This window comes from Streptomyces sp. NPDC003032 (genome assembly GCF_053591415.1).
In genome coordinates this window covers 281750-295225 of record NZ_JBSFTT010000005.1, presented here as the reverse complement: position 1 = coordinate 295225, position 13476 = coordinate 281750, and the positions used below count along the sequence as shown (strand labels likewise).

The window sequence follows — 13476 nt, the reverse complement described above, 5'->3', positions numbered from 1 at the left end:
CGGGGAACGGCGCGACCAGCCACAGACAGCCCGCACGGAGCGCTACAGCAGGCCCCTCTCCTCCAGATAGGCCCGTGCCACGTCCTGCGGCAGCCGCCGCCAGCTGTCCACCTGTTCGTTCATGGAAGCCAGGTCTGCCGTGGTGAGGACGGCATTGAGACGCCCCAGCGCAGCCGCGACGCCCTGGCTGCCCGCCTGGGAGCGGTTGACGACCGGCACGATGTAGTCGGCGTTCTGCAGCTGCTTGTCGTCCTTGAGGAGCGTGAGCCCGAAGTCGTCGAGGGTGGCGTCCGTGGACGTGGTGAGCACCATCTGGTCCCGGCCGCTCTGGACGGCCTTCTTGGCCTGGGTCGTACCGACGCCCTTCGGGTCGACGCCCGTGACGTCGATGCCGTAGACCTTCTTCAGCCCCGGCGCGCAGTAGGGCCGCTGTACGCATTCGTCGCCCGCCGCGAGGCGTACCTTCAGGCCCGACTTCCCGAGGTCGCTGAGGGTTTTCAGGCGGTGCCGCGCGGCGTACGCAGCGGTGACGGCGAAGGCGTTCTGGTCGACCGCCTTGCCCGGGTCGAGGACGGCCAGGCCGCGCGGGGCGGCGAGGCGGCGCAGGGCCCGCATGGTGGTGCCGAGGTCGGGCGAGCCGACGGGCCGCGCGTCGGCACCGTTCTTCTTGGCGTTCAGCCAGTCCGCGAAGGTCGCCGCGTACTCGGGGACGATGTCGATCTGGCCGGACTCCAGGGCGGGTTCGTACAGCTCGCGGTTGGCCACGGAGAGGATCCGCGTACCGTGTCCGGCCTTCTCCAGGAGCAGCGCGTACATCTGCGCGAGCAGGTCGGACTCGGTGAAGCCCGCGGAGCCGATGACGAGGTTCTCGCTGTCGCCGGGGGGCGCGGTGACCTCGCCCCGGTTCTCCAGCGAGGGCCCGGACGCGCAGCCCGCAGCCGGGACGAGGAGGCCCGCCGCCAGGGCGAGGAGGGCCGCGGCCGGGGCGGCGCGCCGCCTCACCCGGCGCTCCCCCGGCCCCGCGTCCGCCCGGGCGCGACCCGCTCGGCCACCTCGAAGACGCCCTCGACGAGCAGCGCGAACACGGCCACGAGGACGGCGCCCGCCACGACCTGCGGGGTGCTCGCCAGGTTGAACCCCGCCGTGATGATCCGGCCGAGCCCGCCGCCGCCGGCGAGCGCGGCGATGGTGGCGGTGGCGACGAGCTGCACGGCGGCGATGCGGACGCCGCTCAGCACCAGGGGCAGTGCGAGCGGCAGTTCGACCCGCCAGAGCATCTGGCGCCCGGTCATCCCCATGCCGCGCGCCGCCCGCACCACGCTGCGGTCGACGCCGCGCATCCCGACGTACGCGTTGGTGAGCAGCGGTGGCACGGCGAACAGTACGAGGGCGACGACGGTCGGCCCTTCGCCCCACGTGCCGAGCGGGGTCAGGAGGAGCAGGACGAGCACCGCGAAGGTGGGCACCGCGCGGCCGACGTTGGAGACGTTCACGGCGAGCGCGCCGCCTCTGCCGAGATGGCCCAGGACGAGTGCGACGGGCAGGGCGATCAGACAGCTGATCAGCAGGCAGACGACGGTGAGGACGAGGTGCTGGGTGAGCCGGTGCCCGATGCCGTCGTCGCCGGCCCAGTGCGCGGAGTCGGTGAGCCACACCCAGGCGTCACCCAGTGTCTTCATGCGTGGGCCGCCCGCGTCCAGGGAGTCAGGAGACGCTGGACGCCGAGCAGCAGCACGTCGGCGGCGACGGCGATGACGACGCAGAGCACGGAGGCGGTGAGCACCTGGGCCTTGAAGTAGGTGTTCATGCCCGCGTAGATGAGGTTGCCGAGGCCGCCGAAACCGACGATCGCGCCGACGGTGACGAGGGAGACCGCGGACACCATGGCGATGCGCAGTCCCGCCATGGCGGCGGGCAGCGCGAGAGGCAGTTCGACGGTGAGGAGCAGGCGGATCGGGCCGTACCCCAGGCCGCGCGCGGCCTGCCGCGTCTCCTCGGGGACGGTTCGGAGCCCGGCGAGGATGTTCCGTACGAGCAGGGTGAGCGAGTAGAGGACGAGGCCCGCGACGACGAGGGACGCGGAGAGCCCGTACACCGGCAGCAGCAGGGAGAACATCGCGAGTGAGGGGATCGTGTAGAGGACCGTGGTGAGCGCGAGGACGGGGCTCGCGGCCCACGACCAGCGGCGGGCGAGCACGGCGAGGGGCACGGCGACGACGAGCGCGATCAGGACGGAGACGGCGGTCAGCTGCAGATGCTGGAGGACCGCGTCGAGGACGATCTGGCGGCGCGTGCTCAGATACTCACCGCAGATCCACTCGTTGCGCGCGAGGCAGTCGTCGGGAGGCGCGGTCACCCGCCCATTGAAGGCCGGGGCGGCGGGCGGTGGCGCGTTCTGGTCGCCCGTACGGGCGTGTGCCTCGGCTCAGCCGGGGGCCGTACGCCCGCGTGCGTGGTCTGCGTATCCGCTCCGCGCGTCCGGTGCGCACCGCGCGGCGGTCGATGGCGGTCAGGGCGTGAGGACGACCTTGCCGCTGACCGTGCCGGACTCGGCGAGGCGCAGGGCGTCGGCGACGCGGGCCAGGGGAAGTTCGGCGGCGACGCTCGCGGTGATCTCGCCGCGTTCGAGCGCGGCGAACACCTCGGTGAGGTCGGCACGCAGGCGCGCCCGGAAGCGGTCCTTGCCGAAGGCACGTCCGGCCCACACGTTGAAGAAGTACGCGCGTCGCCCGTTGGGCAGGCTGTTCCACAGCCAGACGCGGCCGAGGATCTTGAGCACGGGCCACTGCTTGGAGCCGGTGTCGTCGCGCGTGGCGGCGCTGCCGTACGAGACGAGCGTGCCGCCGGGTGCGAGCAGCCGCCAGGAGTCGATGACGCTGCGACCGCCGACGTGGTCGAAGACCGCGTCCACGCCGCCGGGCGCCAGCTCCCTCACCCGGCGCGGGACGTCCTCGGTCCGGTAGTCGACGGGCCTGACGCCGAGCCGCCGCAGGGCCTCGTGGTGGCGGGCGGAGGCCGTGCCGATCACGTGGGCGCCGGCGGCGAGGGCCAGCTGGACCAGGATCGAGCCGACCCCGCCGTTGGCGCCGTGCACCAGCACCGTCCGACCGGCACGCACCCGGGCCTTGCGGTGCAGCATCTGCCAGGCGGTGACGCCGTTGACCACCGCGGTCTCGGCCTCCGCGGCGCCCACCGCGCCGGGCACCTCCACGACGTCCGCCGCGTCCAGCAGGACGTGGCTGGCCCAGCCGCCGGTCTTCGTCAGCGCGGCGACCCGTCTGCCGACGAGGGAGGGCGCGACATCGGGCCCGGCCGCCAGCACCCTGCCGAGGAGGTCGTAACCGGGGACGAAGGGGAACGGCGGCTGGTCGTAGTAGCGGCCGCGGCGCATCTGCTGCTCGGCGAAGGAGACGCCCGTCGCCTCCATGCCGACGACCACCTGTCCGGCGCCCGCGACCGGCACGGCTCCGCGCCGGAACTCCAGGCCTTCCGGTTCGACCCGCCCCGGCAGGACGACCTCGACGAGCTCCGCACCGTTCATCATGACCGCCTCCAACCACTCGCGACACTATGTCGCTGGAGTTAGAGCCTATAACCGAAGCGCGAAGACAGTCAAGAGAATGGGTGATAGCGTCTAACGCGAGCATCAAGGCGTAATAAGAAGAACGCGACCGGGGGAGACGGTGATGGCCGAGGCAGCCGGCGCGGGCACAGCGGGGACAGCGGGGACCGGGACGACGTCGCCCCGCGAGCGGTACCGCGTCCAGGTCCGCACGGAGATCAAAGAGCGCGCGTGGGAGCAGATCGCCGACGCGGGCGCCTCGGCCCTGTCACTGAACGCGATCGCCAAGCGGATGGGCATGAGCGGACCCGCGCTCTACCGCTACTTCGCCAGCCGCGACGAGCTGATCACCGAGCTCATCCGGGACGCCTACCGCAGCCTGGCCGACACCTTCCGGGCCGACACCTCCGGGTCCGACGCCGAGGGCGGCGCCGACCTCGCGAGCCTCGCCCGCGCCATGCGCCGCTGGGCACAGACCGACCCTCAGCGGTACTTCCTCGTCTACGGCACACCCGTGCCCGGCTACCACGCCCCGGACGACATCACGGCGATCTCCTCGGAGATCATGTCCACGCTGCTCGACGCCTGCGCGAAGCTCTCCGGGGGCGCGCCGGGCGACGCCTTCGACGAGCACATCGAGGCGCACAGGCAGTGGGCGGGCGAACACCCCGCCACGCCCGCCCAGCTCCACCGCGCCCTGTCCTTCTGGACCCGCCTGCACGGCGTGCTCTCGCTCGAACTGGCGGGCCACTTCACCGGGATGGGCTTCGACGCGGCCGCCCTCTTCGAGGCGGAACTGGAAGGACTGCTCGCCGGAGCCTGAGCGCTGCGGTCACCGCGACCGCGCCACGAGCAGGGCCACCAGCCGTTCGGTCTGCGCGCGGGGGTCGGGTGCCCCGGCCCACCCCGTCATCAGAAGATGGTGGACGGTGCCGACCAGGGCGAGCGCCATCGTGGCGGTGTCGGCGCCGTCCGCCAGGCGGCCGAGCCGCACTTCGGCGTCCAGGTACTCGGTCAGCGCGTCCTGAATCGCGGTGAAGCCCGGCGCGCCCGCCGCCAGCGCCGCGCGGATGTTCTGGGAGGTGGCGTGGCTGGCCATGGCCAGCCCGACGACGCCGGGATCGAGGGAGTCCAGAAGCGCGAGCGCGACTTCGACCAGGTTCTCCTCCACGGCATTCCGCCCCGCGCGCCCGGGAAGCCTCGCGGCCTCCCGGGCGGTGCGCGCGAACCGGTCGAGCACCAACTCGGCGACGAACGCGTCCACTCCCCCGAAGTGCGTGTGCAGCACCCCCTTGGCACAGTCCGCCTCGGCCGTGATCGCCCTGCTGGTCAGGGCCGACGCGCCGTCGCGGACGACGATCCGCTCGGCGGCGGCGAAGAGCCGCTCACGAAGGTCGGGGATCGCTACTCCGCGCGGTGACATGGATTCCGGATTCTCCTCGCACGACAGGGACGCCCCTTGCCAGTATGGGCGCTCGCCCATACTCTATGGGCGAGCGCCCATACTAGCTGTGAGAGGCGCCTCGGAACCCAAGGGGGCAGGGACATGCGGGACGCGCGGACCATGCGGGACATCGTCAACACCGAACAGGCACAGGCGTGGAACGGGTACGAGGGTGACCACTGGGCCCGCAACCAGGACCGTTGGGACGCGGTGAACGCGGGCTTCAACGCCCCGCTCCTGGCTGCCGCGTCGATCGGCGAGCACGACCGCGTCCTGGACGTCGGCTGCGGCGCCGGGCAGACGACCAGGCTGGCCGCGCGCCGGGCGGGCCGGGGTCATGCCCGCGGCCTGGACCTGTCGGCGCCGATGCTGGAGCGAGCACGCGTGACCGCGCGGCGCGAAGGCCTGGACAACGTCACCTACGAACAGGGCGACGCCCAGGTCCACCCCTTGCCGGAAGGCGCGTACGACATCGCGATCAGCCGCTACGGCGTGCTGTTCTTCGCGGACCCCGCGGCCGCCTTCGCCAACATCGGCCGGGCACTGCGCCCCGGCGGGCGCGCGGCGTTCATCTGCGGCGCGTACGCGCAGGACAACGAATGGCTGCGGGCCTTCGCCTCGCTGAGCGACCTCCTTCCCATCGGCGGCTTCGGCGCGCCCGGTGGCCCGGGCATGTTCTCCCTCGCTGACGTCGACAGGACCCGCGGCCTGCTCTCCGCCGCCGGGTTCGAGAACGTCGGGACGACGCGCGTGGAGGCGTACGGGCTCTGGGGGCGGGACGCGGCCGACGCCGCCGACTTCCTCCTGGGCTCCGGCCCCGGACGCCACCTGACCGGTCAGGTCACACCCGAGACCCAGAAGCGGGCCCGCCACAGGCTCACGGAGATCCTGCGCCCCTACGAGCGCGACGGCGCCGTGCGGCTGCTCAGCACGGCGCTTCTGGTGACCGCCGCCCGCCCGAACCAGACGTACCCGGCGGTCAGCAGCTCACCATGATCGGCGACGGCGCGGCATACTCCTCACCATGACCACATCCACATCCACATCCACACCCGCATCCACACCCGCATCCGCATCGGACTTCAAGACCGACCTCCGCCTCTACCTGCAGGACGCGCGTGACGCGCTGCTGTGGAAGCTCGAAGGCCTGTCGGAGTACGACATACGCCGCCCTCTGACGCCGACCGGCACCAACCTTCTGGGCCTGGTCAAGCACGTGACCAGCGCCGAAGCCCTGTACTTCGGCGAGACGTTCGGGCGGCCCTTCGACGCGCCGCCCCTGTGGATCACGGGCGACGCCGAGGCGAACTCGGACCTGTGGGCGACCGCCGACGAGACCCGGGAGCAGATCGTGGGGCTCTACCGGAAGGTGTGGGCCCACTCGGACGCGACGATCGAGTCCCTGGAGCTCGACGCGGTCGGCCGGGTGGCCTGGGGCGAGCGGCACGAGGTGACGCTGCACCGCATCCTCGTCCATGTGATCGCCGAGACCGACCGCCACGCGGGGCACGCCGATGTCGTCCGCGAACTGATCGACGGGACCGCCGGCCTGCGACAGGGCGCTGACAACATGGCGCAGGGCGACGGGTCTTGGTGGGAGGCGCACCGGGACCGCGTGGAGCGGGCGGCGCGTGAGGCCGACGGGGACGCCGGGCGCTCACAGGGCCCCGGCCCCGCATGAGTCGCGTCAGGTCAGCAGGTCCGTGACGAACTTCCGCAGCCGGCCGCCGCGTACGGGCCGCACCCCGTGGATGACCTGCGCTCCGTAGGCGACGGCGACACCCGCGCCGGCGTCGGTGAGCCAGCGGGTCCGGTCGGCGGCGGCCAGCCATCCGGGGATGCCGTGGTGGGGGCTGCTGTCGGGGCCAGGAGCGTGCGGCACGCTCCTGGTCAGCGGCGTCCCGGGAAGGAAGTTCTCCTTCTCGCCCACGAACTCGCCGCTCCAGATGCCGTCGTCGGCCGTGGTCTCGACGTAGAACTCCCCTCCGCTGTCCGCCTCCTCCAGCACGACGCCGATCCTGCCGAGACGGCAGTGCTCGGCCCCCGCGTCCGGTATGCCGTCCACGTGCGTGGGCACGCGCCGCCCGGCTGTCAGCACGGTGTAGGCCCAGGGCGCGGCGTAGCGCAGGGACGGGATGGCGCGCCGGAGGGCGGGCAGCGCCCTGGTGGTGGCGTGCTGGAGGATCTCCTGGGCCTGCGGAGGGGCGGTGACGACTTCCGCCTCGAAGCGGGGCGTCCACTCGGCGAGCTGCGGGTCGGCGTCCACGATCTTGCTCAGGGTCGTCAGCTCGTCGGGGGTGAGGAAGCCCTCGACGGTCTGCAGCACGAGGGATTCGCTGATGTGGATCACGGGCGTCTCCTCTGTCGAAGGTACCGGAGGTGATGCTCCGTCAACCGTCCGGCGCAGGGACGGGCCCGTCCATGGCGCCGACACGTCGTGCGGGGGCACGAGGGGCGGTAGACCGGGCGGGCGGGGCGCGGGCGTGCGCCGGTGAGCGCCCGGCACTTCAAGCCGAACGGGGGCCGTGGCCGAGGATGCCCGCGTGCGGCGGGGTCGAGACCTGAGCGGCGGCCGATCAGTCGCGGAGGCCCAGTACGAGATTGCCGGGCGCAGCCGCGCCCGTACCGGTACCGGTACCGGTACCGGTACCCGTACGGGTACCGGTACTCGTATCCGTACCGGTATCCGTGTCCACGCCCGTGTAGTAGTCGATCACCGCCCGCTGCCACTCCTCGACCGTCACCCGCCCGCCACGTCCTCGGCCACGCAGGCCAGTTCGGCCAGCTGCTGGTCCCTGTCGACCGCACCGTCGGCGTGCATCAGGCGTCGTCTCCCCTTTCTGCGGAACTCGCGTCGCCCGGTCCGCCGGGGTGAACCCCTAGGCCTTCCGGGCCAGCAGGTGGACCTCCTGGAACTGCCGCCGGTCGGTGGGCTGGGGCTCTCGGACCATGCGGGCCACCTCGGCCAACCCGGACTCGCGCAGCAGCGCGGCGAGATGGTCGGGCCACCACCGATAGGCCGGCGCGACCGCGTGGTCGAAGACCTGCGTCGGGTGAGACGGGTCTTCGCTCGCCGAAAAGCCGATCAGAAGGTGGCCGCCAGGTGCCAGCACACGGTGGAACTCCGCGACGATGACGGGGAGTTCTTCCGGCGGGGTGTGGATGATGGACCACCGTGAGAGTACGCCGCCCAACGCACCGTCAGCGATGTCCAACGCTGCCATCGAGCCGACGTCGAACCGCAGGCCCGGATAGGCCCGCCGAGCCAACTCGATCATCGCGGGAGAGGCATCGACGCCGGACGCCGCCAGCCCCAGCTCGGACAGATGAGCCGTGATATGTCCGGGCCCGCACCCCAGGTCCGCGACCTGACCGTCCCCACTCGCGCTGACGGCCTCGGCGAAGGCGCTCAATATCGCGCGGTCCAGGGGGCTGTCACGCAGGCTGTCGCGGAACAGTTCCGCGTAAGTCGTGGCAGCGGCGTCATAGGACTCGCGGGTGGCTCTGAGGGCATCGTGTTCGACCATGCTCGCGACTGTAGTTCCTGGCGATCATGCTTGCTTCTCCTTACGGCACTGGCCGTCGATACCCTGCGTTCGAATCGGTGGAGCGGAGCCGGTAGCGGGCGCGGCAGGGGGCGTTGAGGCGGCGCGGGGACAGGCCGGTGATGGGTGTCGCGGGGTCGAGCAGCTCCATGGTGTACCGGCGCAGCAGCTGGGTGAGGAGGACTTTCGTCTCCAGGCGGGCGAATCGCTGGCCCAGGCAGCGGTGGATGCCGGCGCCGAAACCCATGAGCCGCTGGCTCGCCATGGGATCTTCCGTGTAGCGCTCCGGGCGGAACGCCTCCGGGTTCGGGAACTCCTCCGGCAGCCGGTGGGTCAGATAGGGCGAGGTGAGCACCATGTCGCCGCGCCGGATCCAGTGGCCGCCGATCGACAGGTCCTGCCGCGCCTTACGGGGAATCAGGGTGGCCAGCGGATGCAGCCGCTCGGACTCGTACAGCATGTGGTCCAGGTGCGTCAGGCCGTTCAGACCCTTCAGGGTCAGTGGGGCGTCGGCCCGCGTCCCCAGGTGTGCGCGCTGCTCCGCCAGCAGCGCGGCGTCGTATTCCGGGTGGGCCAGCACATCGGTGAGGGCCCAGGCGAGCTGTCCCGCGGTGGTCTCCTGGGAGGCCCAGAGCAGCCCCAGTGCCTGATGGACCAGCGCGCTGTCGGGGACCGGGCTTCCGTCGCGGTAGCGACTGTTCACCAGCGACTGCAGGAAGTCCGGCTCGGTGAGCGGGCGGGCCCTTCGCCCGGCCAGGGAGTGCAGTACGAGGGTGTGCAGGCGGCGGCGTGCGGCGCGGCTGCGCCGGGTGCGGAGCGGGCGCAGCCCGACGGGCAGCAGAAAGCTGACGTTGCCCGAGAACGTTTCGAACAGTTCCAGGGCGTCGGTGAACAGCGGGGCGAACTCCTCGCCGAAGAAGCAGGAGGCGTTGGTACGCAGGCTGAACTCGTCGCACATGCGGACGAGTTCCACCTCCCCTTCGTCCCCCAGCCGCGCGATGAGCCGCTGGGCCTGCCGCTCCATCACCCCCAGGTATGTCCGCAGTGCGCCGCTTCGAAATGACGGTACGAAGAGATCGCGCTGGCGCTGGTATTCGGCGTCCTCGGCCATGAAGTAGAAGGCGCTGCCGAACATCGAGTTCAGAAACGGGTAGGCGGCGCTGATGGACAGCGTGGATTCCGGCCGCAGAAGTATTTCTTTGCGGTGTTCCGGGCGCAGCAGTACGACCATGGAGGCGCCGACCAGGTTGAGCCGGAACGATCGTCCGTGTTCGGTGTAGCCGCGCCGGAGGACGGCGACCGGGTCCTTCACGAAGGCGGGCAGGTGTCCTACGACCGGCAGGCCTCCTGACGTCAGCGGGACGACGGAGGCGGGCCCGGTGGGGGCGGGGTCTGTGCCGCGGGTCGGTGCGGTGGACATCGCTTGGGCATCCTTCCCGTGGGTGGGTTCGAGGGAGGTCCTTGCTGCGTCACGCCTGGTCGGTCGTACGGGGGGCTGTCCCCATGTCCGCTCCGTTCGCGTCGGGGCTCAGGTATCGGCCGAGTGCGCTCAGCGGGAAGAGCAGCCGGTACAGGTGGTAGTTCAGCGGCAGGTCGCCGGGGAAACCGGTTCCGGTGTACTCCGGTTCGTCCCAGGAGCCGTCCTCGCGCTGGGTGCGGGCCAGCCAGCGGATGCCCGCCGTGACCGCCGGGCTGTCGCGCCGCCCGGCGGCGATGAGGCCGAGCAGCGCCCACGCGGTCTGGGAGGCCGTGGACGGGCCCCGGCCGCGCCAGGCCGGATCGGTGTAGGACTCCCAGCGCTCTCCCCACCCCCCGTCGGGGTTGGCGTGCGCCTCCAGCCAGCGCACGCCGCGCCGGACGGCGCGGTGCTCGGCGGGGAGTCCCGCGGCGATGAGGGCGGGGATGACCGCGCCCGTGCCGTATACGTAGTTCACGCCCCAACGGCCATACCAGGAGCCGTCGCTCTCCTGGTGGCGCAGCAGCCAGTCGAGGCCGCGGCGGGCGGCCGGGTGGCCGGCCCGGCCGGTGGCCGCCAGCATCTCGATGACGTGTGCGGTGACGTCGGCCGACGGCGGGTCGGTGACCTCGCCGAAGTCGCAGAACGGCAGCCGGCTGACCCAGTTGCTGTCGTTGTCGACGTCGTACGCGGCCCAGGCACCGTTCTTTGACTGCATGCCCAGGTTCCAGGCCACGGCCCGGCGCACCGCCGCGTCGACGGCCTCGGGTCGTGGGTGCCGGACCCGGTTCAGGGCGAGGACGACTTCGGCGGTGTCGTCGATGTCGGGGTAGTTGCGGTTGTGGAAGCCGAACGCCCAGCCGCCGGGGGCCAGTCGGGGGCGCCGCACGGACCAGTCCCCCTTCACCCGGACCTCCTTGGCCAGGAGCCAGTCGGTGGCCTGCACCACGGCCGGGGCGTCCGGGGCGACACCGGCGTCGAGCAGCGCGGTGACGGCCAGGCAGGTGTCCCACACCGGGGACTGGCAGGACTCCACCCAGCGCCGTCCGTCCGGGGTGCGCACGGTGAACGCCTCGCTGGCTTTCAGCGCGGCGCGCAGCACCGGGTGGCCGAGGTCGTAACCGCACAGCTTCAGGGCGATGATCGAGTAGACAAGAGGTGGCTGGATGCCGTTGAAGCAGCCGTCCGCCTCCTGGCGTTCGATGATCCAGGCGGCCGCGGCCCGGATCGCCGCGCGGCGCAGTGGGCGCGGGACGATTTTGCGCCACCGGTGCAGTGCGCCGTCCAGGCGGCGGAACACGCCGTCCCAGTACGTCGACGGCCTGTCCGGACGCGGGAAGTCGGGGCGGGCCGGGTCGACGTACAGCTCGTCGATGGAGAACGGTGCCGGAACCCTCGGCCGATGGGCGCAGACGATCGCCAGGGGGACGATGGTCTGCCGGGCCCAGCAGCTGAACTCGTAGATGTTCAGCGGCACCCACTTGGGCAGGAAGATCATCTCCGGTGGGAGGTCGGGCAGGTCCTCCCAGCGTCCCCAGCCGAACAGCGCCAGCCAGATGCGGGTGAACACCCTGGTACGCGCCACCCCGCCGTGCTCGCGCACCCACGCCGACGCCGCGGCCATGTGCGGCTCGTGCGGCTCGTCCCCGGCGAGGCGCAGGGTGATGTAGCCCTCGACCGTCGTGGAGAGGTCGCTCGCGCCGCCGGGGTGGGTGGACCACGTGCCGTCCGGCCGTTGTTTGGCGCGGACCCACGCCGCGGTGGCCCGGGTCTGCTCCGCGGTACGGATCCCGAGGAACTCGCGCAGCAGCAGATCCTCCGTCTCCATGGTCACGTTGGTCTCGAAGTCACCTTTCCACCAGCCCTCCGGGCTCTGCCGGGACAGCAGATGGGTCACGGCGCGGGCGGTGCACCGCGCGGCCAGCCCCTCCACGTCCATGTCCACTTCCACGGCTGGGAGGCATGGTCCCGACAACTGTTCCTCCGCGGTCACGGAAATCTCCTCGTCGCTGCCAGGCTGGGAAAGGACTGCTACCTTTCTACCCTTTTGCTATCCGTATCGCGCGATTTCATCCCCTTTTGCCCGCGGCGTCCGCGGCCACGGGACGAACCGTGTCGACATGCCGCCGCCCGGTGGAGAACCGGTGAACGCAAGGGCGTTCGACCAGCGTGTACAGCAGCCAGGATCCGGTCAGCGCGATGGTGAGCGAGACGCAGGCGGTCCAGCCCAGTCCCCATGCTCCGGCCGAGTAGTGCAGGACAGCCGCGATCACCGTCGCGTGCAGCAGGTAGAAGGCGTACGACACCTCACCGAGAAGCACCATGCCCGGCAGCCGCAGCGGCGAGGCCCCGCCGCTGATGTCCAGTGCCGCCACCGCCCGGACCAGCAGGGCGACGGGGACGACCGTGACGGCGGCGAGCAGGAACGGCGCCGGCAGCACCACGATGCCGATGGACAGAGCCGCACACAGCAAGCAGGCCGCCGGCACCGCGCCGACGCGGACGGTGAACCCGCTCATGTGCATCCTGGCGAGAAACATTCCCAGGAGGAATTCCGGCACTCGGCACGGCGGGAACATATAGACGAACAGCATCTGCGGTCCTGTGATGTCCCCGGGCAGATACCCCTGGGCGACCAGCGGCCCGCCGATGCCGAGGGAGACCAGCGGGACCGCCCAGACCGCCGCCACGGAGGCCGCGGCCGCGACCGGCAGCCGCTCCCGACGGACCCTTTTGACCAGCGGCAACAACACCGGAAAGACCAAGTAGAACAGCAGTTCACAGGTGAGCGACCAGGTGACCGCGTTGCCCGCCAGAGCGATCTGCGGAAGCGGGATCAAGGTGCTCACCAGGAGCGCGTTGGCCAGGTCACCCACCACCGTGGGGGCGGCCATGGACTCCACGGTCGTACGCGGAAGCCCGACTCCCCGCAGGAACACCATGAGGATGACCCAGACGACCAGATGGTTCGGGTAGATCTTGACGATCCTCCGACGCCAGAAGGCCCGGGCCGTGTCCGTCTTCCGCGCCGAACAGGTCAGCACGAAACCGCTGAGAACGAAGAAGAGCGAGACGCCGACCGGGCCCAGCAGGTAGAGGAACGGGGACGGCGAACCGCCTCGACGCGCGGTTTCCAAAAAGGTCACGTGGCAGACGAACACGCCGAAGGCGGCGACGAAGCGCAGTCCGGTCAGGGAGGGCAGCCGCGCGAGCGTCACCGGCGGGGACGATGCCATGCTGCTCCTGGTGTCCTTGAGATACCTGTCCGCGGTCCACCGTCCTGCCCGGCGCCCGCCGCACCGCCTCGACCCGCGGGAGGACACACCGGATCGGGGTGGGCGACGCCGCCGAACGGCTGATCCGGCGCCGGGCCAAAGGGCGCGCACCGTGCGTGCCGTCGGCCGGGGTCGACAGCGTCCGGACCGCCGCGTCTCCCGCCACGCGTCACCCGGTCTACGCCCATCTCCGG

General features: G+C 71.5%; 14 protein-coding genes. 3 read left to right on the top strand and 11 right to left on the bottom strand.

The features are described from left to right. Window positions 1-42: 42 nt before the first annotated feature. From ACWDZ7_RS09980 to ACWDZ7_RS09965, 4 genes are all read right to left on the bottom strand, one after another. On the bottom strand, window positions 43-1002 hold the full coding sequence (locus tag ACWDZ7_RS09980) for an ABC transporter substrate-binding protein (RefSeq protein ID WP_451796182.1): 960 nt from the start codon (window positions 1000-1002) through the stop codon (window positions 43-45). After that, window positions 999-1679 carry an ABC transporter permease gene (locus tag ACWDZ7_RS09975; protein ID WP_451796181.1) on the bottom strand — a complete coding sequence of 227 codons (681 nt, stop codon included), beginning with the start codon at window positions 1677-1679 and terminating at the stop codon, window positions 999-1001. The genes ACWDZ7_RS09980 and ACWDZ7_RS09975 overlap by 4 nt, the downstream gene beginning before the upstream one ends. After that, window positions 1676-2356, bottom strand: a complete 681-nt coding sequence (locus ACWDZ7_RS09970) for an ABC transporter permease (RefSeq protein WP_451796180.1) — start codon at window positions 2354-2356, stop codon at window positions 1676-1678. Before ACWDZ7_RS09970 ends, ACWDZ7_RS09975 begins: the two co-directional genes overlap by 4 nt. Before the next feature lie 153 nt (window positions 2357-2509). Beyond that, window positions 2510-3541: a medium chain dehydrogenase/reductase family protein gene (locus ACWDZ7_RS09965; protein ID WP_451796247.1), complete on the bottom strand. Its 1032-nt coding sequence runs from the start codon at window positions 3539-3541 to the stop codon at window positions 2510-2512. A 145-nt stretch (window positions 3542-3686) separates the two neighbouring features. Between ACWDZ7_RS09965 and ACWDZ7_RS09960 the strand changes: the two genes are divergently transcribed. Beyond that, the gene (locus ACWDZ7_RS09960) at window positions 3687-4385 is read left to right on the top strand and encodes a TetR/AcrR family transcriptional regulator (RefSeq protein ID WP_451796179.1); all 699 of its coding nucleotides are present in this window, start codon (window positions 3687-3689) and stop codon (window positions 4383-4385) included. A gap of 9 nt (window positions 4386-4394) precedes the next feature. Here the strand turns inward: ACWDZ7_RS09960 and ACWDZ7_RS09955 are convergent, their stop codons facing one another. Continuing rightward, entirely contained in the window at window positions 4395-4985 is a 591-nt protein-coding gene (locus ACWDZ7_RS09955) for a TetR/AcrR family transcriptional regulator (protein ID WP_451796178.1), read from the bottom strand. Window positions 4986-5126: 141 nt separating this feature from the next. On the opposite strand from ACWDZ7_RS09955, the gene ACWDZ7_RS09950 reads away from it, so the two are divergent. Together ACWDZ7_RS09950 and ACWDZ7_RS09945 are read left to right on the top strand one after the other, a co-directional pair. Beyond that, window positions 5127-6002: a class I SAM-dependent methyltransferase gene (locus ACWDZ7_RS09950; protein WP_451796246.1), complete on the top strand. Its 876-nt coding sequence runs from the start codon at window positions 5127-5129 to the stop codon at window positions 6000-6002. A gap of 28 nt (window positions 6003-6030) precedes the next feature. Then, window positions 6031-6687 carry a DinB family protein gene (locus ACWDZ7_RS09945; protein WP_451796177.1) on the top strand — a complete coding sequence of 219 codons (657 nt, stop codon included), beginning with the start codon at window positions 6031-6033 and terminating at the stop codon, window positions 6685-6687. A gap of 6 nt (window positions 6688-6693) precedes the next feature. Here ACWDZ7_RS09945 and ACWDZ7_RS09940 read toward each other — a convergent pair whose 3' ends face one another. The 6 genes from ACWDZ7_RS09940 to ACWDZ7_RS09915 all read right to left on the bottom strand — a co-directional run bounded on the left by ACWDZ7_RS09940 (window position 6694) and on the right by ACWDZ7_RS09915 (window position 13243). Then, window positions 6694-7356: a hypothetical protein gene (locus tag ACWDZ7_RS09940; RefSeq protein ID WP_451796176.1), complete on the bottom strand. Its 663-nt coding sequence runs from the start codon at window positions 7354-7356 to the stop codon at window positions 6694-6696. Window positions 7357-7582: 226 nt separating this feature from the next. After that, window positions 7583-7750 carry a hypothetical protein gene (locus ACWDZ7_RS09935; protein WP_451796175.1) on the bottom strand — a complete coding sequence of 56 codons (168 nt, stop codon included), beginning with the start codon at window positions 7748-7750 and terminating at the stop codon, window positions 7583-7585. 135 nt (window positions 7751-7885) lie between these two features. Beyond that, a complete protein-coding gene (locus tag ACWDZ7_RS09930) occupies window positions 7886-8533 on the bottom strand; it encodes a class I SAM-dependent methyltransferase (RefSeq protein WP_451796174.1) in 648 nt (215 codons plus the stop codon). Between the two features lie 40 nt (window positions 8534-8573). Beyond that, on the bottom strand, window positions 8574-9971 hold the full coding sequence (locus ACWDZ7_RS09925; protein ID WP_451796173.1) for a cytochrome P450: 1398 nt from the start codon (window positions 9969-9971) through the stop codon (window positions 8574-8576). Between the two features lie 49 nt (window positions 9972-10020). Then, on the bottom strand, window positions 10021-11946 hold the full coding sequence (shc, locus tag ACWDZ7_RS09920) for a squalene--hopene cyclase (RefSeq protein ID WP_451796172.1): 1926 nt from the start codon (window positions 11944-11946) through the stop codon (window positions 10021-10023). A 130-nt stretch (window positions 11947-12076) separates the two neighbouring features. Continuing rightward, window positions 12077-13243 carry an acyltransferase family protein gene (locus ACWDZ7_RS09915; protein WP_451796171.1) on the bottom strand — a complete coding sequence of 389 codons (1167 nt, stop codon included), beginning with the start codon at window positions 13241-13243 and terminating at the stop codon, window positions 12077-12079. Window positions 13244-13476: the final 233 nt, after the last annotated feature.